Origin of the sequence: Bacillus sp. B4EP4a (assembly GCF_006680105.1) — a bacterium.
Lineage (GTDB): Bacteria > Bacillota > Bacilli > Bacillales > DSM-1321 > Peribacillus > Peribacillus simplex_E.
Map to the genome: position 1 here is coordinate 120,081 of NZ_VHIK01000005.1, position 21,359 is coordinate 141,439.

24 protein-coding genes, 1 tRNA gene, 1 pseudogene and 1 riboswitch are annotated in these 21,359 nt (G+C 43.2%); of the genes and pseudogenes, 3 read left to right on the plus strand and 23 right to left on the minus strand.

Annotation, left to right across the window (positions count from 1 at the left end; genetic code table 11):
- Positions 1-95 precede the first annotated feature (95 nt).
- Positions 96-1,301, minus strand: coding sequence for an MFS transporter (locus tag FNK51_RS02535; protein WP_141992334.1), 1,206 nt, complete (start codon positions 1,299-1,301; stop codon positions 96-98).
- Positions 1,302-1,316: 15 nt separating this feature from the next.
- Positions 1,317-1,739 (minus strand): MarR family winged helix-turn-helix transcriptional regulator, encoded by a 423-nt coding sequence (locus FNK51_RS02540; protein WP_141992335.1) that lies wholly within the window; start codon positions 1,737-1,739, stop codon positions 1,317-1,319.
- Positions 1,740-1,883: 144 nt separating this feature from the next.
- Between FNK51_RS02540 and FNK51_RS02545 the strand changes: the two genes are divergently transcribed.
- On the plus strand, positions 1,884-2,189 hold the full coding sequence (locus tag FNK51_RS02545) for a hypothetical protein (RefSeq protein WP_141992336.1): 306 nt from the start codon (positions 1,884-1,886) through the stop codon (positions 2,187-2,189).
- 180 nt (positions 2,190-2,369) lie between these two features.
- On the opposite strand, the gene FNK51_RS02550 is transcribed toward FNK51_RS02545, so the two are convergent.
- The 21 genes and pseudogenes from FNK51_RS02550 to FNK51_RS02650 all read right to left on the minus strand — a co-directional run bounded on the left by FNK51_RS02550 (position 2,370) and on the right by FNK51_RS02650 (position 19,613).
- Positions 2,370-3,461 (minus strand): PQQ-dependent sugar dehydrogenase, encoded by a 1,092-nt coding sequence (locus tag FNK51_RS02550; RefSeq protein ID WP_286178548.1) that lies wholly within the window; start codon positions 3,459-3,461, stop codon positions 2,370-2,372.
- Positions 3,462-3,487: 26 nt separating this feature from the next.
- Positions 3,488-4,354 (minus strand): Cof-type HAD-IIB family hydrolase, encoded by an 867-nt coding sequence (locus FNK51_RS02555; protein ID WP_098370235.1) that lies wholly within the window; start codon positions 4,352-4,354, stop codon positions 3,488-3,490.
- Between the two features lie 166 nt (positions 4,355-4,520).
- Complete coding sequence (locus FNK51_RS02560) at positions 4,521-5,639, minus strand: PRK06851 family protein (protein WP_141992337.1); 1,119 nt, start codon at positions 5,637-5,639, stop codon at positions 4,521-4,523.
- Positions 5,640-5,727: 88 nt separating this feature from the next.
- Positions 5,728-6,204, minus strand: a complete 477-nt coding sequence (gene ybaK / locus FNK51_RS02565; RefSeq protein WP_063234213.1) for a Cys-tRNA(Pro) deacylase — start codon at positions 6,202-6,204, stop codon at positions 5,728-5,730.
- Positions 6,205-6,301: 97 nt separating this feature from the next.
- Positions 6,302-7,846 carry a gluconokinase gene (gene gntK / locus FNK51_RS02570; RefSeq protein WP_141992338.1) on the minus strand — a complete coding sequence of 515 codons (1,545 nt, stop codon included), beginning with the start codon at positions 7,844-7,846 and terminating at the stop codon, positions 6,302-6,304.
- Between the two features lie 22 nt (positions 7,847-7,868).
- Positions 7,869-7,988: a GntT/GntP/DsdX family permease gene (locus FNK51_RS27495; RefSeq protein WP_141992339.1), complete on the minus strand. Its 120-nt coding sequence runs from the start codon at positions 7,986-7,988 to the stop codon at positions 7,869-7,871.
- Positions 7,989-8,002: 14 nt separating this feature from the next.
- Entirely contained in the window at positions 8,003-8,272 is a 270-nt protein-coding gene (locus tag FNK51_RS02580) for a GntT/GntP/DsdX family permease (protein ID WP_141992340.1), read from the minus strand.
- A 192-nt stretch (positions 8,273-8,464) separates the two neighbouring features.
- On the minus strand, positions 8,465-8,629 hold the full coding sequence (locus FNK51_RS02585; RefSeq protein WP_141992341.1) for a GntT/GntP/DsdX family permease: 165 nt from the start codon (positions 8,627-8,629) through the stop codon (positions 8,465-8,467).
- Positions 8,630-8,739: 110 nt separating this feature from the next.
- Positions 8,740-9,438, minus strand: a complete 699-nt coding sequence (locus FNK51_RS02590; RefSeq protein WP_141992342.1) for an ATP-binding protein — start codon at positions 9,436-9,438, stop codon at positions 8,740-8,742.
- On the minus strand, positions 9,435-9,929 hold the full coding sequence (locus tag FNK51_RS02595; protein WP_141992343.1) for an ECF transporter S component: 495 nt from the start codon (positions 9,927-9,929) through the stop codon (positions 9,435-9,437). The genes FNK51_RS02590 and FNK51_RS02595 overlap by 4 nt, the downstream gene beginning before the upstream one ends.
- A gap of 2 nt (positions 9,930-9,931) precedes the next feature.
- Positions 9,932-10,516: a cob(I)yrinic acid a,c-diamide adenosyltransferase gene (locus FNK51_RS02600; protein ID WP_098370242.1), complete on the minus strand. Its 585-nt coding sequence runs from the start codon at positions 10,514-10,516 to the stop codon at positions 9,932-9,934.
- 14 nt (positions 10,517-10,530) lie between these two features.
- Positions 10,531-10,905 carry a bifunctional adenosylcobinamide kinase/adenosylcobinamide-phosphate guanylyltransferase gene (locus tag FNK51_RS02605; protein ID WP_260397938.1) on the minus strand — a complete coding sequence of 125 codons (375 nt, stop codon included), beginning with the start codon at positions 10,903-10,905 and terminating at the stop codon, positions 10,531-10,533.
- A 5-nt stretch (positions 10,906-10,910) separates the two neighbouring features.
- A complete protein-coding gene (locus tag FNK51_RS02610) occupies positions 10,911-11,528 on the minus strand; it encodes a histidine phosphatase family protein (RefSeq protein ID WP_141992344.1) in 618 nt (205 codons plus the stop codon).
- Positions 11,486-12,277, minus strand: coding sequence for an adenosylcobinamide-GDP ribazoletransferase (gene cobS / locus FNK51_RS02615; protein ID WP_098370244.1), 792 nt, complete (start codon positions 12,275-12,277; stop codon positions 11,486-11,488). Before cobS ends, FNK51_RS02610 begins: the two co-directional genes overlap by 43 nt.
- Complete coding sequence (locus FNK51_RS02620; RefSeq protein WP_141992345.1) at positions 12,274-12,849, minus strand: bifunctional adenosylcobinamide kinase/adenosylcobinamide-phosphate guanylyltransferase; 576 nt, start codon at positions 12,847-12,849, stop codon at positions 12,274-12,276. The genes cobS and FNK51_RS02620 overlap by 4 nt, the downstream gene beginning before the upstream one ends.
- Complete coding sequence (gene cobD / locus FNK51_RS02625) at positions 12,822-13,895, minus strand: threonine-phosphate decarboxylase CobD (protein ID WP_141992346.1); 1,074 nt, start codon at positions 13,893-13,895, stop codon at positions 12,822-12,824. Before cobD ends, FNK51_RS02620 begins: the two co-directional genes overlap by 28 nt.
- Complete coding sequence (cbiB, locus tag FNK51_RS02630) at positions 13,870-14,835, minus strand: adenosylcobinamide-phosphate synthase CbiB (RefSeq protein ID WP_141992347.1); 966 nt, start codon at positions 14,833-14,835, stop codon at positions 13,870-13,872. The genes cobD and cbiB overlap by 26 nt, the downstream gene beginning before the upstream one ends.
- On the minus strand, positions 14,832-16,304 hold the full coding sequence (locus FNK51_RS02635; protein ID WP_141992348.1) for a heme ABC transporter ATP-binding protein: 1,473 nt from the start codon (positions 16,302-16,304) through the stop codon (positions 14,832-14,834). Before FNK51_RS02635 ends, cbiB begins: the two co-directional genes overlap by 4 nt.
- A gap of 6 nt (positions 16,305-16,310) precedes the next feature.
- Positions 16,311-17,366 carry a FecCD family ABC transporter permease gene (locus FNK51_RS02640; protein ID WP_286178549.1) on the minus strand — a complete coding sequence of 352 codons (1,056 nt, stop codon included), beginning with the start codon at positions 17,364-17,366 and terminating at the stop codon, positions 16,311-16,313.
- Positions 17,329-18,294 carry an ABC transporter substrate-binding protein gene (locus FNK51_RS02645; RefSeq protein WP_141992421.1) on the minus strand — a complete coding sequence of 322 codons (966 nt, stop codon included), beginning with the start codon at positions 18,292-18,294 and terminating at the stop codon, positions 17,329-17,331. Before FNK51_RS02645 ends, FNK51_RS02640 begins: the two co-directional genes overlap by 38 nt.
- A 180-nt stretch (positions 18,295-18,474) precedes the next feature.
- Positions 18,475-18,649, minus strand: a riboswitch (cobalamin riboswitch).
- 86 nt (positions 18,650-18,735) lie between these two features.
- Positions 18,736-19,613: pseudogene (locus tag FNK51_RS02650) on the minus strand (polysaccharide deacetylase family protein).
- Positions 19,614-19,811: 198 nt separating this feature from the next.
- On the opposite strand from FNK51_RS02650, the gene FNK51_RS02655 reads away from it, so the two are divergent.
- Both FNK51_RS02655 and FNK51_RS02660 read left to right on the plus strand, forming a co-directional pair.
- Positions 19,812-19,885 (plus strand) — tRNA-Arg (locus FNK51_RS02655).
- A gap of 284 nt (positions 19,886-20,169) precedes the next feature.
- Positions 20,170-21,105, plus strand: coding sequence for a tyrosine-type recombinase/integrase (locus FNK51_RS02660; RefSeq protein ID WP_286178557.1), 936 nt, complete (start codon positions 20,170-20,172; stop codon positions 21,103-21,105).
- The last annotated feature ends 254 nt before the right edge of the window (positions 21,106-21,359 follow it).

Sequence of the window (21,359 nt, forward strand, 5' to 3'; positions counted from 1 at the left end):
GGATTACAGGCGGAGAAAAGGGGGATACTTTGGAAAATCAATCATAATATTAGCATCCCCAAATTTTTTCATTTTATACAATCATATTCAAAAAATTAGGCAGACAAGCGTTCCTCATGCTGCATTTTCGTTCTTGCCGAGGCTTTTTTTCCATGTGCCAAGAAATAAATGCCAATAAGTACGAATGCAAAGATCGACATTCCTATGAATAACCCTTTGAACCCTGTAAATGGAATAAGGAATCCCAATAGGAATGGGCCAACACCAATACCGAAGTCATACATTGTAAAAAACGTGGATGTGGCTAATCCCATCCGATTTGATGAGGCTTCCTTAATCGAAATCGCTTGACAGCTTGATTGGAACGTACCATACCCCACTCCGATAAAGGCGCCGGCAATCAGAAGCGTGATACCATGATGGGATTGGCTGAGGATGACCATACCGACGGCAAATAGTAAGAGCGATGGGTAAATAACTGCATTTTCCCCCTTCACATCAAACATCCGTCCTGTAAACGGACGGGACGCCAAAAGGAACACAGCAAATACGACGAAGAAAAAACTTGCCGCATCCATTAAATCCATTTCCTTTGCAAAAGACGTTAAATAGGACAAGATGCTCGAATAGGTAAATCCGGCAAACCCGATAAAAATGGAAATGGGCAGTGCCCTTTTCTCAAAGTAATCACTGATTTTAAATCCTTTTTGTGGTGAAACTCCGCTCTGTTCCCCTTCAGGCACATTCATGAATAATGAGGCAACTAAAGAAAATGCGGCAAATAAGGAGGCTGCATAGAAAATGATGGAATAACTGAAATGCTGTGTTATCAGCAATCCAATAAACGGACCGAATGCCATTGCCAAGTTTGTACTCATGGCAAAGTAACCAGTACCTTCCCCGCGTCTCTCATTCGGAATGATATCTGCAGCAATCGTTCCAGTTGCGGTAGTGGCAAGGCCAAAAGCAAAACCGTGAATAAGCCGGTCGATCAATAAGAGGGATAAACTGTTCACCAGGAAATAGCCTATGGATGCAACCAGGAATAGAACCAATGATCCAAGCAACATCTTTCTGCGGCCGATCTTGTCAATTTTTTTCCCTGCAATCGGTCTGACAAGCACAGCCCCGAGAACAAAAATACTTGAAGCAAGTCCCGCTTGTGCTTGCGACGCATGAAAGTTATCCATCGTGTAAATGGTCAATGTCACCATCAAGACATAAAAAGTTAAAAATAAAAAAAAGTTCGCAGACGAAACAATCAGGAAATCTTTCGTCCACAATTTCGGTTTTTGATTCATTTCAATCCTTCTTCCTTACTCTTGTTTTAATTTCTCCTTCAGGAAAATCAACGTTCGTAACGTTGCCTCTCGATCCTCTTCAGCCAAACCGCTCATTAATTGAAGTTCAAATTCTTCAACTACCTTTTTGGCCTCGTGATAAGTCCTTAAACCTGAATCCGTTAACTGTATTCTCCGTTCCCGCTTATCTTTTCCTGGGACTTGTTCAATCAAATCAAGTTCTTCCAACCGATTTACCGTCCTGGTTACCGTCGGTTTCTCAACATCTAGATATGTGCTTATTTCAACAAGTGTAGAACAGCCAAACTGACTCAGATAATATACAATCGACCATTGGGAATGATAAAGATCAACCTTGGCCAATTGTTCATTTAACTTTTTGGTAAATGACCTCGAAAATTGTAAGTTATGATGAAAAAAACCATTATTAAAGGACAAAGGTATTCCTCCTACAAAGTAGTTACCTAGGTAACTATACACCTATTCATTAGAAATGTCTAGCTTTCGGCTGTACGAAAATAATCGTATGCACACCGCTTCCTCAGCTTCTCCATTGCTTCCGGGACAAAATTCAGGAGGTTCATGCTTTTAATTGGAAGTTTGGAGCGAATACTCGTGAATTCCGCGCTTTTACTCGTGAGTTTCGAGCAAATACTCGTGAATTGCACGCTTTTACTCGTGAGTTTGGGCGTTACTCGTGAATTTCATGCTTTTGCTCGTGAGTTTCGAGCGAATACTCGTGAATTCCGCGCTTTTTCTCGTGAGTTTCGAGCAAATACTCGTGAATTGCACGCTTTTTCTCGTGAATTTCGAGCGAATACTCGCGAATTTCATGCTTTTACTCATGAATTTGGAGCGAATACTTGTGAGTTTGGCGAAACGGTATAGTCAAATCGGGGCCATGCCATGCTCTTCGTGGTCGATGCTTCGAGGCTATAAACAAAAAGGAAACCCCGCTATTAAAAAGCGAGGCTTCCGATATTTGATCTTTGCGTTGCGGAATGATTTCATTCGAAAACTATTTTGAATCACACAAATACCACATCTCCGAGCTTCTCATTGATAACTTCAGGGCATATTCCCTTTTAGGCTAGATAGTGGCAACCGATAAAGTTTATCATCCTTTTCATCAGGATTTCCTCGGCCGTCCGTATTATTGCTTATGAAATAAAGAAATCCTTCATCAACGAATACATCACGTATCCTTCCTGAGCCCGTAATGATATCAGTCAGTTTTCCGCTTTTTACATCATAACTCTTAAGCGCTTCACCCCTTAAGGCTGCAAAATAGAGCTTTCCGTCAAAATAGGCCATGCCAGATGGAGCCCATGTATTTTCACCGGAATGAACCAATGGTGTTACCATATCAGGTTTTTGCTCATCGCCCTCTATATCTGGCCAGCCATAGTTCTTACCCGGATCAATTTTATTTAATTCATCGTGTGCCGAATCTCCGTGTTCACTTTCATATAACTGTCCTGCTTCATCCCAGGCGAGACCTTGTGGATTGCGGTGACCATATGAATAGACGTATGAATTCCCGAAAGGATTATCTTTCGGAATGGTGCCATCCAGGTTCATGCGCAGAATTTTCCCGCCTAAGGAATCTAGGTCCTGTGCGATTTCAGCCTTTCTTGCATCGCCTGTTGTTGCGTATAGCTTATCGTCCGGTCCAATCTTGATCCTGCCGCCATGGTGGTAGTCCCCGCTTGGTATTCCGTCGATTAAGGTCTCCATCTCCTGCCATTTATCATCATTTTTTTCTAAAATGACGATTCGATTGATGGGATCCCCGCCTTCTTCATAGGTATAGTAGGCGAAAGCTTGCCCGCTTTTAGAGAAATCGGGAGCTAGCAAAAATCCAAGCAACCCAGCTTCCGCTTTAGCTGACAATGTCTTTTTAAGGTTGACCTTTTGCCGTGTCATCTTATCCTTGTCCCACTCAACGATGGTTCCTGCCCGCTCTGACACATACATTGTGTCCCCATTCTTCTGGATCGACCATGGGGCCTGCAGGTTCGTTATCAGAACATCCGGATCCTCCCCTAAAGTGCCCGTCACTTCTTTGTCAGGATTCGGCTGGGTTTTGCTGTCGCCATTCATGTTACAACCAGTTAAAATCAATGTAGCCATAAGGAAAAAAAAGAACAATTTTTTCAAATTCTTTCCCCCTTCGATTCATGAGTTTAATAGGCTGACTGTTTAAGTACCTTTAAAATGGCCTCCGCGACACCGGCTTCATCATTCTTGCCTGTTACTTCATCACACAGTTTTTTAATTTCGAGCGGGGCATTTCCCATTGCGACAGACAAACCTACCCGTTCAAACATGGATACATCATTATAATTATCCCCAATAGCCATCGTTTCCTGCATCGAGCCGGATTTTCCATTCACATATGTTTCAAGTGCCGTACCTTTTTGTGCTGTTTCACTCATGATTTCCACATTTTCACGCCCCGATGAAGTGACTGTAACTCCATGTCCTTTCAATTTCGAAGCAATTTGATTTAATAAAGTTAAATCCTTTGAGAAGCTGAGAATTTTATAATATTCCTCATTCGAACGGCTGAATAACTCGGAATAATCGGAAATGGAAGTTACCTGTCCAAGCTGTAAACGTTGCTCCGCATATTTCCGCATACTCTCAGGGTCAATGTCAGGATTCGCTGTAACGAATACATCAACCAAAACAGATATTGCGTTTTCATAGTCTTTGGAATAAATTCCTTGACTCGTATATATTTCGAAATAAATCCCTTGTTCTTCGAGGAATCCAGCGACCATTTTAGCAGTGGCAGCCGACATTGGATTGGAAGCGGCAATTTTTCCTTCCTCCGTGAAGAGGGCAGCACCATTTACACAGATGACAGGGCAAACGATGCCTGCTTCATCCAAGGCAAACCTAGCTTCCACATAAGATCTTCCAGTAGCAATGATCACTTCCACACCCTCGCTTTGCGCCTTCTGGATGGCATGTTTATTTTCCTCACTGACCTTTTGCATTTTGTTAAGCAATGTTCCGTCCATATCAATCGCAATCGTCTTTATCAATTCAATCGGCCCCTTTTTTCAATATAATCCCTATTTTAACCGAAAGATCGCGGATAAACACGTTTAACAAACCCGTATATATTCTTGGTGTGACTTCAGTCATTAAAAAATTCTATTATGTATATAAATAAACTGCACCTAATTAAGATAGGTGCAGTTTGTTTTCTTAATGTAGAATCGTTTTTCTATCGACATCTTGGGCCCGTTCAACAATCTGTTCGTGGATGTCTTTTTGAATGTCATCGATGGCTGTAAAATCCATTGCTTTTACATAAATCTTTTCGAGTTCATCATGCAGATCTTTTGCCTTAGCGAGATTTGCTGTCGCTTCATTCATTTTCGTCCGGTACCTAGTGGAAACATCCTTTAACTGTTCGGCATATATTTCATCTGTTCCTGGCAGGATGGCCGTTTTATATATATCAATGATTTCATCCCCTCCACTACTAGGGAAATATTCATGAGGGGATGTGCTGTCAAATATGGCGATCCCAACCTCCCGGACGATTACCATGTCCAAGCTATGCGGATCGAAACCACAATGATATATTTCCACATCAAAGCCTCTTTGCTCCGCAGCCTTTGCAATCTTCTTCAGCATCGTTGATTTACCGGAACCTGGACGTCCCTTTAAAAAGTACCGTTTTTGTATTCCCTCAGTAATATTGGGGATGAAATCAACTGCACCCGTTGGTGTAGCTGCACCTAAGAATCGGTGACGAACATCCGACTTCTTATTAAGGACGATATCTCTATAAAAGCCTTCTATCAATTTATTGGTCAACCCATTCAATTTTGCGAAATCAATATTTGCCTTATAAATGTCTTCCCATTCATCATGAATCTTCAATGCTTCAGCGAATAGGGCATATGCCTTCTCGAAACTCTTGCTTCTCGCATTCGTCAACTTTATGATGGCCGCTCTTTCAGAAGCCAGCTGCTGGGAGTTCCAGGCAGCTCCTAGATTGACATATTCCTCAATGGCCCCTGGTGCCTTCGGTTCAATCACATGCGGCGCAGTCCCATCCACGATCCCGATTTTCAAAGCCGGTATGATTACTCCATCAATGGAATTATTATCGGACGAACAATGTAAATACTCGATGTCATAGCCTTTATCCAGCCATTCTTGGCCGATTTTTTTCATAATGGTCGATTTACCGGAACCAGGTCCGCCTTTTAATATGAATAATCTTTCCAGACCTTTTAAATTGGAATCATATAAACTATAAAAACCTTTAGCCGTATTGCCTCCAGCAAAATAATTCATCACTTTTCCTGTCACTTTCACACTCTCCCTCACAATACAGATGTAACTTCAAGACAGCGTATGAAGAAAAGGCCCAATAGGTGAATACCTAAAGGCAAACAGTTTATTTTATTAGGGCTACAGATTCCGCTTGTGTGACTTCCAGGAATTCTGACGGTTTTAATACGATCTGTGTACCGATTTTCCCTCCACTTACGATGATTTCAGGCAGGTTTGTTGCACTTTCATCAATAAAAGTCGGGTATTGCCTTTTCATTCCGATCGGGGAACAGCCTCCCCGAATGTACCCTGTGTATTTTTGCAGATCTTTAACCGCAAGCATTTCAATTTTTTTTGCACCTGCGGCCTTCGCTGCTTTTTTCAAATCCAGTTCGGTTGCGACAGGGATGACAAATACGTAAAGCTGCTGCGGTCCGTTATGGGTAACAAGCGTTTTGAAAACGGTTTCCGGCGCTTTTCCAATCTTGTCCGCAACAGTGATCCCGTCGATTTTTCCATCGCGGGCATCATAACTCATCATGCCATACTCTATACGTTTGTTATCAAGAATTCGCATTGCATTCGTTTTACTGGCTCCCATAAGAAAATTCCCCTTATCGTTTTCTACCATCTTACCATTTTAAATACCGGGCAAAAAGAAAAGCACAGTGCTTATTCATCTGTGCTTTCCCTAAAAATTATTCTAAATGGCGTCTTTGGAAATCAGCGATCCTCTTGTAGTCACCTTCCAATTGCCTGCTCACGGATAAATAAATCGACATTAATTCTTCATACACTTTAACGTTCTCTTCGATCGGGACAAGTTCATTCGTTTCACCAACCATACCCTCAACCTCATCAAGGCTTTCGATTTCGCCTAAAGCGTATAATCCAAGAACGGCGGCACCTAAGCTCGAACTCTCAAAGCTTTCAGGAATTGTCACGTTTTGATTGAATATATCAGCCATGATTTGGCGCCAGAGCTTCGAGCGGACAAATCCGCCGCTTGCATGAATCTTCTCGGGGGCACCAGTCAACTCCTTTACAGCAATAAGGACACTGTACAAGTTATACATCACACCCTCCAGCACTGCCCGGACCATATGGTCACGAGTGTGATGAAGCGCCAATCCAAAGAAGGAGCCCCTTGCATCGGCACTCCATAATGGTGCCCGTTCCCCTGCCATATACGGGTGGAATATCAACCCATCAGAACCAGGTGCAATATTAGAAGCCATATCCGTCAGAATTTCATAGGAGTCCTGTCCCGAAGCCTTCGCTTTTTCGATTTCCACACGGCCCAATTGATCGCGAGCCCATCGGAAAGTGATTCCCCCGTTGTTGACCGGTCCGCCGATTACCCAATGATTCTCAGTAAGGGCATAGCAGAATGTCCTGCCTTTGGGATCGGTAAGCGGCCGGTCACTGACGGTCCTTACCGCACCGCTCGTTCCGATTGTCACTGCCAGAACGCCTGGCTTGATTGCGTTTTGCCCTAAGTTGGCAAGCACGCCGTCACTCGCGCCAATCACAAACGGGGTACCAGCATGAATGTTCATTTTTGCGGCTAATTCCTCACTTAAGCCTGAGAGGATATGCGTTGTAGGGACAAGCGTCGGCAGCTTGTCAGCCCCAATTCCAGCAATGGCAAGTGCCTCTTCATCCCACTTCAGGTCATTCAAGTTGAACATGCCCGTTGCAGAAGCGAGCGAATAATCCATCACATACTCATTGAAAAATTTATAGATGATGTATTCTTTAATTCCTATAAATTTTTCCGTTTCGTTAAAAATCCCGGGATGCTCATTTCTTAACCACATTACTTTCGTGATTGGCGACATTGGGTGAATGGGTGTTCCCGTTCTGTGATACAATTGCATCCCCTGTTCCGAAGCCTTCAAACTCTCCGCATAGGCAACACTTCGATTATCTGCCCATGTAATGCTATTCGTCAGCGGGTTGCCGTCTTTACCAATTGCGATCAAGCTATGCATCGCCGAACTGAACGATATGAAGCCCAGTTCTTGCTTTTCTATTCCGCTTGCAATCATGACCTCGCCTATTGCAATGATTACCGCTTTATAAATTTCCTCGGGATTTTGTTCCGCAACGGAAGGAGTTGGACTGTGAAGAGGATATCCCCTCGAACAAGATTGGACAACCTCCCCCCCTTTTGAAAAAAGAACGACCTTCGTACTCGTCGTACCAATATCGATTCCCATCATATAACCTGATTGTCCCATATTTACATCAAGCTCCTTTCTCTTAAACAATTGAATTCAATAGTAAGATTAGGATAAGTGAAACGACTGATATAATCGTATCCATAACCGTCCAAGACTTTAAAATTTGCGCGCCTGTTAAATTAAAAAGCACTTTGATCATCCAAAATCCTGGCTTCACCCCAATTCATTTTCAAATGCACCGCCGGCTCCAATAATCAAGATGATGGATGCAGTTGGGGCGGGGCAGGCGGCCCTGAATTGGTTTAGTTCTACTTTATTAAAACCTCTAGCGTAACCTAATGTAAAGAATGAAGCCACCACAGAAACCATGAAGGCGATGATTGGTTTTCCAATGAAGGCAATCCAATCATTCAATATAGTATCTTCACCAAACACAGCACTGAAAGCTCCTATTAATAAGACCGGCATTAAAACCGCGATCAAGGTTAGCCGAAACCTGGGTGCTCACGGTTATGTATATTGGAGAATTGATCCGCTAGCCCCGCGGGTGCTTGTACATCTATTCTTTTAAATATGCAGGAACCAAAAGCAGGTCCAGCTATCATAGGAATTCCGATTTTCACCGACTCGCATCGCCTTTCCAAGCATGGTACCTAAACTGACAATGAGTGCTATCTAACCAAAAATATTACCTGCCCCTGTCTGAACAGCATCTGCAACATCCGGAATATCCATACGTGCGATGATCCCTAAAATGACGGAGGCGAGAAGTAACGCAATAAATGGGTGCCACTTTACTTTGGCATGATAATGATCAAGAAAACTAAACATCTTATTCATTAATACACGCTAAATCAGGAAAGGAATCCATAAAGGTAAGCTCTCAAAGAAAAAGGCATCGAACCAGTTCATTGTGAACTAAACTCGATACCTGATCCAGTCATGAAATATCATTCACCAATAAAAAGAGGACCGGATCGTTGCTTGATTTCTTCCTCCAGTTGTTCAGGATAAGCAATGAGGAAGCAGGTGGACGGTCCTGATGATTTTGCAATATCGACTTTATTACTGATATGCACAGATACACCTTCACCACATTGATCCAGATGCTCCCATTCATATGCTATCCCTTTGGAGCCGACTGGAAGTGCCTGAACATCTTCCATTTCACATAAGCTTTTATATAAAGATAACGGCGCGACCCAATCTTGCTGTTCCATTACTTCTTCTCCAACGAGCGGCCTGCCGATCAGAGCTATTTTCCGTAAAGGATGCTGCTTTTTAACGGATTCATTCGCTCGTTTACCAATCACCATAAGTCCAAGTGCTGATTGAAGAAGCGGCATGTTACTTTCAGTGCTGCCTGTAATGGGGAGATCCTCCATTCCCAGTTCATTCAGCCCTTTCCTGACACCCCTGGTCAAGTCCTCCCAGGCTTGATCACCGCAGAAATTATTTAGAACGACGGATACTGGACTCCCGCCAACGCCCAAACATTCCATGACGGCAACCCGAAAGGAATAATATCCAACGACCTCATAAGGGACATGGACAAGATCTTTTTCCTTCAGGCCGATCCCGCCGCTATTATCACTTGAAATAATCAATGAATCTGATTCGGAGAATGGCAAAATCAATGAATCACTCATTCTGCGAGTCCATCTTTAAAAATCATTTTTTTCAAGACAGGCTCCAAGCGTGGCAGTAAAAGGGCAGCCAATACTACATTTACCGCCGTCGCTGCCGTCAATCCCGGAACCAATAACGTGTAAAAACCAGGGCTGATCAGAAATGCGAAAGGCAGGGCTAAAACGAAGGCATTACCGATAAAGAAGAGGAAAAATGCGCCTATTTTTTTTCCGTTTGTATATAAAATGCTAAACATCCATGTCAGGACTGCCATCTCGACCATGATCAAAAAGTGGAATGGCCCTAGTGGCATGCCGCCGAATAACGCTGAAATGATATGACCAAGCCCAGCTACAATAGCCCCCGATACCGGGCCAAGTATGACAGCCGCCAAAAGGGCCGGAAAACTATCCAAAGCGATACTCCCGATCGGGGAAGGGATTTTAATCATTGCCCCTACAGCCGATAAGGCAATGAATATAGCAATTGCACTAATTTTTCTTACATCCATGTTTACTCTTTTTCCTTTCTTTTCCCTCCACGGAATACATTTGCGCTGCGGATATATTCCACATCTTTCACACCAAGACGGAAGTTGATCACACGTGCAACAGCAAAGAAGTAATCCGACAAACGATTTAAATATTGAAGTGATAATGGTGAAACGGCCGCACCAGACTTGATCAATGAAACGACCAAACGTTCCGCCCTTCTTGTAACGGTACGGGCGATATGAATGGTTGCAGCCGCTTTTGAGCCGCCAGGCAGGATAAACTTTTCCAATTCCGGCGCTTCAAGTATGAAGGCATCTATTCGTTCTTCCAAATAGGTAATGGCCTCCTCCGTCAGCTTTTGTGGGGCCTTCTCGGAAACGGTTGCCAAATCACCGCCGCAGTCAAACAACTCATGCTGGATCTTTTCTAGATCGGCCAGTACATCCTTAAATATCGCTGAATCCAATTCTGTCACCGCAAGACCGATATAGCTATTCACTTCATCCACCGTTCCATAAGATTCAACACGGATATCATCCTTATCAAGCCGACCTCCGATTACGCTTGTTTGTCCCTTATCCCCTGTACGTGTATAAATTTTCATCCCAATTGCCTCCTCTACTTTATTCGCTGGTTAATTCCATACCAGATGATATCAACGCGACTGGATATGGATGCTACATCTTGAAAGACCCATCCGCAGGCATCGCGCCATCTGCGATCTTTTGCTTCGATCGGGACAATGCCTTTGGAAATATCAGAACCGATCACAATGCATTTGTGTTCATCCTTTTCTTTCTCCCATATTCGCCAATCAGCCATGATTTCCTTCCATCTTTTTCGAATCGAATCTGAATCCATCTTTTCTGCATCTTGTTGAATCCATGCATCCAATCCTTGCAATACAACAGTCTTGCCTTGAAAATCAATCAATTCCGGCTGTTCTTTTCGATAACCGGATAGCCAAAGGACATCATTTTCCAAACCATACAATTGCTTTACCCATTTAGTTTTCCCATTATAGGCGCCTCCTGTAACAAAGTGCAGCGTTCTCCCCTCCTTAAGCTTTCCCGATCTTCCCATATCAGCTCATATCCCCTGCCATGGGAAATTCCCCAATCAAAAAAGGACTTTTCCTTCGGGGCATAGCGGACCAATAAATCACGAATTACCCCTCCATGTGTCATTAGGGCAATTCGGTTCTCCTTACAGGCAGTCAACTGGTTCCAGCCATTATTCACTCGCTCGGAAAATGCCGGATAGCTTTCACCCCCGGGCACAAGGGCTTCCATGGGACGTTCCAGCCAATTAAGATAATCTCGATCTGTCTTCAACTCATGATACGTCCGACCTTCCCAACTGCCGAAGTTCATTTCACGGAACAAAGGGTCTTTGACCGGAACTGCATTTGGAAACAGCAGTCGTGCAGTTTCCACACAGCGGAGCAAATCACTGCTGTGAATTTTTTCATACATTGGATAAGAGCCTCTCAATTCCAGTATTTCCTTTTCTCCTTTGACGCTTAATGGGGAATCCGTCCAGCCTAAATAGGCCTTTCGCTCATTTGCTTCCGTCAGCCCATGGCGAAGTAGTGTAATAGCCACAATATCAGCCATAACCAAAGCTCAACCCCTTCCACGGATGCCCCCAGTACATCCCCCGTTATCCCACCGAACCACCTGACGATTTTACGTTTTATATAAACCAGGAAAAACACCGCAGCCAGACACATGATGAAAAATAAGGTGACAAGCTTAAAATCGATGATCCAGGCAATCGCCAGACTTAATAGGAGGTACAGCCAATAAATGGGCAAACTGCTTTTCTTTACTGCACTTTGAAAAAAAGCACCGAGCCCCTCTTTTTTAGCCAGTGGCATCCGGATGAGTAAATAACCCATCACACATTTGCTTAAGAGTGGAAGGGCAATGATCAAGAAGTATGTCCATTCATTTACCCTTTCGACAATTTCATAGATAAATAGAAACCGGGCGGCCAATAGGACTATGACGGAGATGACACCGAATGCACCTGTCCTGGAATCCTTCATGATTTCCAATCGCCGCTCTTTATCCTGATAGGAAAAAAAAGCATCACTTGCATCGATCCAGCCATCGAGATGCAAACCTCCCGTTAATGCCATCGTCAAAAACCAAAGGAAAAAGGCAATCGCAAGCGATGACAACGGGGTCCATTCCACGAGCGCATACAAAACACCGCCCAATATCAAACCTAGCAAAAGGCCTACTAATGGAAAGGTTTGAATGGCACGGTGAATATATTTCTTCTCCATCGGAAGCTGCTTCTTTATTGGAAAAACCGTAAAGAACTGCAGGTTAATTAAAAATCCGATCACTCCGCTCATTCCTGCATGCACCCTTTCTTTTGCAACGGAATTCCCGCTTCTACAAGATAGGCCTCATCGGCCTGCCCGACGATCGTTTGATGAAGCTGGCCCAGTGTTTTTCCGTATATATGAAGGAAATCATCCTGGAAAATCGGTTCCTGCACCAGTTCATTGCTCACGACTATTAAACAGCTGGATTGTTTTCTTATCTCATTGATTCCGGTTATTATTTTTGAAAAAACGCTATCTAAAAATTCTTCTTCAAGCGGAATACCTGGGCCAAATAGTTCGTTATCAAGCAGGGTTGTCAGACAATCGAGCAGAATGATGGAATCCTGATCAATGTCCTCCCCTATTCTTGTAATATCGGTTGCGTATTCGGAAGTTTTCCAAGCAATCGGGCTGCTTTCTCTATCTTTCCGGTGCCTAAGGATGCGTTCACCCATCTCTACATCACTGATACGGCCACAGGCGAGGTAATGCAAGTTCCCATCCGATTGGAGTGCATACTCCAGGGCTTTTCTTTCTGCGAAGCTGCTTTTTCCGGAACGGACACCCCCGGTTATAAAACAGAGCCTTGCTTTCTCCACTGTCTTACCCCCTCCATCAGTGCTTCGTTATCATGTTCACTCTTCACTGCAAACCGAAGCCACCTTCCATCCAAACCGGGAAAATTATAGGTATGGCGCGGTACGATTCCTTTTTTCAGCAAAAAGGGGAAAAGGGATAAGGATTCATCTTTCACCAAATAAAAATTGACTGTGCTATCGGAGACATGCAACCCTTGCTCCTCATAAAACCGGAATAGTTTTTGCTTTTGCAATGCAATATAGTCTCTTGTCTTTCTCATATAGGCTTCTTCCGCAAGACAGATTTTCCCTACTTCAAGTGCCACATGGTTGACGCTCCAATGCGGTTTATAATTTCTTACCCGTTTTATGATGTCAGGTGCCGCAAGCAAATAGCCCAGTCTCAAACCCGGAATTGCAAAGATTTTAGTCATTGATCTTAGAATGAGTAAATGTGGAAATACATTGATTAAAGAAGCATAACTAAAGGCATCCTCCGTAAAATCATAAAAAGCCTCATCCAGGACTACCAGGCAATCCGCTTTTTGGCATTCAATGATCAATTCCCTAACTGTATCCCGCTTAAATGAAACACCCGTCGGATTATTAGGCGTACATAAGAAAATTGCATCATATTCGGGTAATCGGGGAATCAATCGATCCAAGTCCAATTGCCACTCAGGAGCATCAAGCTGGTGAAAATCGACCTTACTTCCAGCTGCCAAACACGCTTCTGCATATTCCGCAAATGCCGGCTGAATGATTAGCACCCTTTGATTGGCTAATCCGTTCGCTACCAGCATGATTATTTCAGCACCACCGTTCCCCATCAAAACGGATTGCTCAGGAAGTGCTTCTTTTTTTGCAATTGATTTTGTCAGTTCAATGGCATGCGGATCTGGGTATTGAAGGATTCCTTCGAAAAGCCCAGACCACTGTTCCTTTATGCGTAAAGGCGGACCCAATGGGTTGATGTTAGCACTGAAGTCGGTAACCGATTCAGGCATTTCGATTTCCAGCGCTTCGTAAAGATAATGAGGATTAGAGCCATGAGAAGGTAATGTCAAGAATAAGTCCCCCTAGCCATAGCATCAGTAGAAATAGAAAAGATGACCGATGCATGATGGTAATCGTTTTTGGTATATGTTTTGCTTCCAATCGAACAAGCGGAACTCCCATCCTCGCACGGTCGGAAACAATCCCTTTGTACATATTCAGGCCTCCAAGCTGTATTCCCAAAATGGCAGCAACACCTGCTTCACACCACCCGCTATTCGGGCTTGGATGTTTTTTTGCGTCATTGAATAATATCTTCCATCTGGCACCAAATCCATGATGGCTGGATTTCGAGCTCAGCAACATCAGGAATCCGGTGAGGCGGCTTGGAATCCAGTTGACGATATCATCGAGCTTGGCTGAAGCCCAGCCGAATTGTCCATATTTATCATTTTTGTACCCTACCATGGAATCGCAGGTATTAATCGCCCTGTACACCATCGCGAGCGGCGCACCGCCAAATGCTGCCCAAAACATCGGTGCTGTAATCCCATCACTAGTATTTTCCGCTACGGTTTCCACGGTTCCCCTGACTATTTCGGATTCATCAAGATCAGCAGTATCACGGCCCACGATATAGGAAAGCTTAAGTCTCGCTTCAGGAAAATCCCGTTCATTAAGCGGAAGGCAAACATCCATCCCAGCTTGCTTCAAGCCCTTCTGAGCTATCGTAGTAGAAATGACAACAGCTTCCCAAAGGATACCTGCAAGCGGATGGATCCGATAAGCCAAATAGACGGTAAGACCAGTAATCAATAACACCACCGATAAGACGATGATCAACATGAAGAGTCCATTCCGTTTCTTATATGCCCCTCTATTGAATGCCAGATCCAACTTGCTTATCATCGTTCCTATCCATTTGACTGGATGCGGCCAATTTGGCGGATCACCAATTAATAGATCAAGGAAAAACGCCAGCGTAACTGCAAAAAGATGCTGATAAATCATAAATTCTCAATCCGTTTCCGAGTATTCTTTACTGCTTCCACTGTACAATCATAAACACCGCGACTGATCAGCTTCCCTAACGGAGTGATGGTGCCTGCATATTGAAGCTTTGCACCTCTTTGAGTTGCTGCAATCAAAATGCTGTCTGTCGATGTTCCTGTTGCACATGTATTTGTCACCTTATCCATGACATGCAAATCATGAAGGGCTTTTACTTTTGCCTCGGTCGCAGTAACTATGCTGTGGATGAAAGCCTCTTCTGCCAAATGCCCATTTACGAATATCCAAGTATTTATCGTTCCTGGAGCGGAACTCCAAGAATGCCGGTCTGCTAAAGAAGCGTCGATGGCATTGCCTACACCAGCCGTCACGATAATAAAAACCGAGAAATCTTCAGCTCTTAGTAGCTTGAAAGCAACCGTATCGAGATAGACGGCTGTCATCATCCCTACCGTTTCCTGAGGTTCAAAACCATGAGTCTTTAAATAGTCGGCCATTTCAACATGATGGTCCTCGCAATCATAGCCATGATGGACGTGCCTATTCACAAAATATTTATGCCAGCCCGTCCCTGAACCAGTCACTCCAGAAGACATCGTTCTAAGCGGGATCGGAGAATCCAATTGAATCATCTCAGGACCGACTGTCAAATAAGAACCATCGATTTCCAATGGGATAGTATCATGGCCATGCTTTTCCGGAACGATGAACATCTGCGGTTTCGGAAGGGCGGGATGTGGATGTTTTTCGATTGTCGTATGATATACATCCTGAATCCGTTCCTGTTGGAGCACTTCGTTCGGCACATCAACAACCTGAATCTGCCCTTTCTCAAGCAACATAAGCCGATCACAATATAATCCTGCCAAATTCAAATCATGAAAAATTGAAATAACGGTCAACTTCTGCTCTTTTGCCATTTTCCTCATTAGATCAAGAAGATCTTTTTGATAGGAAAGATCCAAGTGGTTCGTAGGTTCATCCAAAAAAAGGATTTCCGGCTCTTGGGCAAGTGCCTGTGCCAGCAAGACCCTTTGTCTCTCCCCTCCTGATAATCGTTCAAAATGAAGATCCTGAAAATCAGCTACTCCCGTTTGTTCCATAACTCGTTGGACAATCGATTCATCTTCTGCGGACCAACTATGGAACCAACCTGATTGATGGGCATATCGCCCAAGTGAGACCGTCTCTTTTACTGTATAGGAGAAAGCTAATGAGGAATGTTGAGGGAGCACAGCAATGACCTGTGCAAGTTGCTTTGACGAATAATCCTTCAAATCCCTACCTCTTATCCGTACGCTTCCGCCTTTATAATCGAGCACCCCGCTAAGCATGCTTAAAAGCGTCGTTTTCCCGCTGCCATTTGGACCAAGAATCCCGAATAATTCCCCTTTATGTACATCAAAAGAGACAGAGTCCAAAACAGCTTTGTTATGATATCCACCTGTTAACCCTCTTACTTCAAGCATCCGTTTTTACCCTTCTCTCCGTCTCTTTAATAAAATCAGCGCAAATGCAGGTGCCCCGATAAGTGAGGTGATCACCCCGATCGGCAGTTCCGATGGGGCAATGATCGTTCGTGCCACAAAATCCGCCAATATTAAGAATCCGCTTCCTATCAACAATGACAACGGAAGTAAATGTTTATGGTCAGGCCCCCAAATCTTTCGGACAAAATGAGGAATGACCAATCCTACAAAGCCAATCGCCCCCGAAACAGCAACGGCTGCCCCTGTCAATGTCGAACCGGCTATCAAGATCCACATTTTCCGCCGCTTAACATTCACACCTAAGTGCTTTGCCCGGTTTTCCCCGAAAGTCATCGCATTCAATTCACTTGTATTCATGATCAAGATCAATGAACCAATGATAAAAAACGGCAAAATGATTGCAATGTAATTCCATCCGCGCATTGAAACGCTTCCCATCAGCCAGCCGATGATTTGTCTTAATTCATCACCCGTCAGCGCAATCATCAATGAAATGAAGGCACTTAAAAACGAGCTAAAAATGATCCCCGTTAAAATGATCGTTTCCACTTTCATCGATCGATCCATTTTTTTTGCAAACGTCAGTACACAAAGCATCGTGAGCACTGAGCATGAGATGCTCAGTGCCGGAAGAGTATATAATCCGATGAACGGCAGTGAAATATTCAAGAATATTGTCAATACGGCGCCGACCGATGCTCCTGATGAAATACCCAATGTGTAAGGATCAGCGAGCGGGTTCCGGAGCAGTCCCTGAAAAGCCGCACCCGCAATCGCAAGTGATGCCCCGACCAAACCCGCAAGCAATACGCGCGGCAAGCGGATGTTCATCACGATATTCGTAAGCATAATATCCGGATCAGCAGAAATCGGCAAATGGAAAATCTCCTTGCCGATTATTTGCATAAGTACGGGAACCGGTACTGGCACCGAACCAAAGGAAATGCCTATCGTCATTGCGAATAACAAAATTAACAACGCAATCAAATAAGCAAACGCCCATTTAGTTGTCAAATTGGTTCGGATAGACTGATTTGGCAAGTTCCTCTACTCCCTCTATTAAACGTGGACCGGAACGGGTCACCAAGTCTGAATGGACATCAAAGACTTGGCCATTCTTAATAGCATTTACGTCTTGCCATCCTTTTCGGCCCTTCACTTCACTTACTGAATCTTTCGTATAGTAACCATACGTTGTAATGATGACATCCGGATTTGCAGCAATCATCGACTCTTCATCAATTTTTGCCCATCCGTCCAATTCTGCAGCAGCATTATCCGCTGAAATAATAGTAAGCATCTCATTCATGAAAGTATTTTTACCAGGTGTGTATATTTCCGGTGAAGGCGAAACTTCCACTAAAACGGTCTTCCTATCCTCTTCCTTTACGGATTTGGCCTTTTCCTGGATATCCTTGAGCTTCGTTTTCATATCCGTAACAATTTCTTCTGCCTTATCATGTTCTCCCGTTGCCTGTCCAATCATTTCAATAGACTCATAGACTTGGTCAAAGCTTTGTGCATCATTGACTACGAGGACATCTATTCCAGCATCCTTAAGTTGCTGTAAACCCTCATTTGAATTATGGGCACTTGATGCATGCGCAAGAACAAGATCAGGCTTCATGGAGACAATCAGCTCCGTGTTCATTTCCATTCCGCCAACTTTTTCAATTTCTTTCGTTTCTTCCGGGTAATTATCATTGTCGGATACACCAACGACCTTTTTGCCCAAACCAAGTGCAAAGACCACTTCCGTATTACTTGGTATCAACGAAACAATTTTCTTCGGTTTTTGTTCTATCGTTACTTTTTCCCCAGTTGCATCTTTAATCGTAATCGGGAAAGCTTCGTGTTGAGCATGATTCGTTTGCTGCTTTTCTTTTCCTTCATCCTTAGCGTCACTGCAGCCAACCATCAAGCCTGCAGTAAGCAACATCAACAGTATCAGACCAAAAATCTTCTTCATTTTCATTCCCCACAATCTTTTCATTTAATTTCTTCCCACCTAAATAAAGAAAACGCATTCCTGAAAGATGCCCCCAAAACAAAAAGCACCTCCCGTTAAACGGAAGGTGCTTGCATGGCAACAATATCATTACGGACTCTTTCTTAGGGTCTGCCACACACCTTCCCATCCGCGTAGGTTACAGGTGTACGAATTCTGGCAGGTCTCCTGGCTCATGGTCATCGTCAACGGCACCTTCCCATATCTCATACAGTGGTACACAGCCGTCAGCTCCCATATACAGTGGCGGGACCGCGTTGGCATTTCACCAACTTCCCTTTTAAGTCATTAAGACACCAAATCGTTCATATGTATATAATTTTCACTGCCTTCATTATACACCATGTAAGAATCGATTATTATATGATTTTTCTGAACAAGTACGAAATGACCCTTCCACCTTCAATGCTTTGAAGCATTTTCAATCAGTGACGCAAACCCATCGACTGATAACCCGGGTGAAATCCGAACTCGATGCAGGGCATGCATCCCTTGGTCCCTTGAAGCTCCCCCAGGTTCGGTAGTGACTGCCATCTTGTATCCAGCTTCTTCTGACAGCCTTAGACTCTCTTCATTATACCGGCCAACCGGATAGGAAAGCACTGTCGTGTCCTGGCCGAGGATACGGTCGAATAGCTCCTTCGACTGAACCATTTCCGCTTCTTGCTGCACTGCAGTCATGCGGTTCAGCTCCAAATGGTTGATGGTATGGCTTCGATCGAAATCCCATTCCTGCTCATCTCCAACATTTGATCTTCAGTCAGGTGATGACCTTTATCAATGGACTTACCGATCATGAAGACAGTTGCTTTCATATCATTTTCTTTTAATATCGGAAAAGCCTCCGTGTAGTTATCTGTATAGCCATCATCAAAAGTAAGCCAGACGCACTTCTCACTTGGCATCCGATTCTCGGTTAAAACAAGGTATGCTTCTTCAGGGGATAATGTATAGTAACCATTCTCCCTAAGCCAAGCCATCTGTGCTCGGAATTCCTCACTTGGAACCCGAAGGCCATTACCTTCAGAAATGCTGTGATACATCAAGATTGGAAGCTGGACAGCAGACTCGGCCGTTACCCAGTTTCCCGTATCGATTTGGCCTTCCAAACCCTGCCCTGCCCCATTCTCAGCCGCTTCGACCACTTCAATGTCTTCTTCCGCAATCGGTGCAGCCGTCTTTATGCCTATACCCTCTAAAATCCCTTGTGAACATCCAGGTAAAATTAAAATCCCCAGCAATGCCACCATCCATAAAACTCTATATCTTTTCACTATCATTCCCCTAATTTTTTCCAGTATAATAGTACCAGAAAGCTAGCGGATAATAAAGTATTCCATTTAATGAATTAATAGGAAAACACGAGAGCATAGTGACCTGCTGAGCATTTATGAATATTTTTTTCATAAGTATGTGCTATAAGCTTGAAAAGTTTGCCTATAAGAAATATAATAAATAAGTCGTCGACTTATATATATGTCCCAGTAGCTCAGCAGGATAGAGCGACAGCCTCCTAAGCTGTAGGTCGTAGGTTCGACTCCTATCTGGGACGCTAATTAAAAACCCTGTTACAACGCGGTTCTTCCGTGTAGTAACAGGGTTTTTTCTGTTGGTATGACCGTTAAAAGCCGTAAATTGTATGTAGGATAAAAGCATTTCTGTACGTAGGAAACAGTGATATTCCATTTCACTATTATTTTCTATGTCTGGAGGTGCTTTTTTTCATGAAGAAACACGTTATTAAACAGCGTGGAACTGCGTTAAAGGAACGGAAATTGAACAGTAAGGCTACTGAAAAATTTCACGATTGAATATACACTGCAAGAAGCCTTAGATATTTTTCTACGTGCAAAAGTTGCTGAAGGTGTCCGACAGCGAACATTAGGCGAATATGTACGGCACATTAGGTATTTAACGGAATACTTATCTGTTTATCACCCCTCTTTTAATTACGTTAGCGATCTATCACCTTCTTTAATAAGAGAATATATCACTTTTTCAAAGAATAAGAGGGCTTATGCAGGCGATGAACAGCGTGAGAAAACCACTACTTTAACAGTAAATACAATCAATATCAGGTTACGAACATTGCGAACCATGTGTAAATTCTGGTTTGAAGAAGACATAACACCCGATAATCCTATGAAGAATATCAAGAACCTTAAACAAAATGCTGAAGAAGAAGTAAAAGGTTTTTCAGATGATGAAGTTACATTGATATTAAATTACTTTAATGAAAGGAATTTTGGGGAATGGCGAGATAAGCTTCTAGTTTTGCTGTTGCTTGATACTGGGATGCGAATTAACGAAGCTATTTCAACCAAGATTTCTAATATGGATTTTAAAGAATCATCAATCTTTATACCACCAGAAATAAATAAGAATAGCAAAGGTCGTCACATCCCTGTAAGCCGTGAAGTAATGCGAGAACTTAGAAAGCTACATGATGAATGTATCGGGTATTTCGGAGAAGACCATGAAACACTATTTATGAACGCTTACGGTGAACCATTGACTGGTGACACAATCAGAAGAAGGTTATACAAAGTTGGGACTGCATTAGGAATACCTAAAGTACATCCACATAGATTTCGACATACTTTTATCCGAAATTACATTCTAAACGGCGGAGACTTATTCACCTTACAGAAGATCGTTGACCACTCTAATATCACAACAACAAGAAAATATGTGCAATTGGATGACGTACACATCAAAGATCAGCACAATAAGTTTTCACCAGTGAGAAAGTATATGAAGCGTATTAGATAAATTGAAATAAAAAGAAAGCCACCTTAAAAAAGATGGCTTTACCTCTTACGTCTAATAATAAGGATTAACATGGTAAAAGTAAGGATTAACATGGTAAGGATTAACATGGTAAAAGTAAGGATTAACATGATAAGGATTATCATGGTAAAGGAAAGGACTAAAATGGTAAAGGTAAACATGATGAGGAGGATTACGGAAACCAAATTCATTTAGACGCCAATCACGGCCCATAGTCTAACACACCTTTTTTCCAT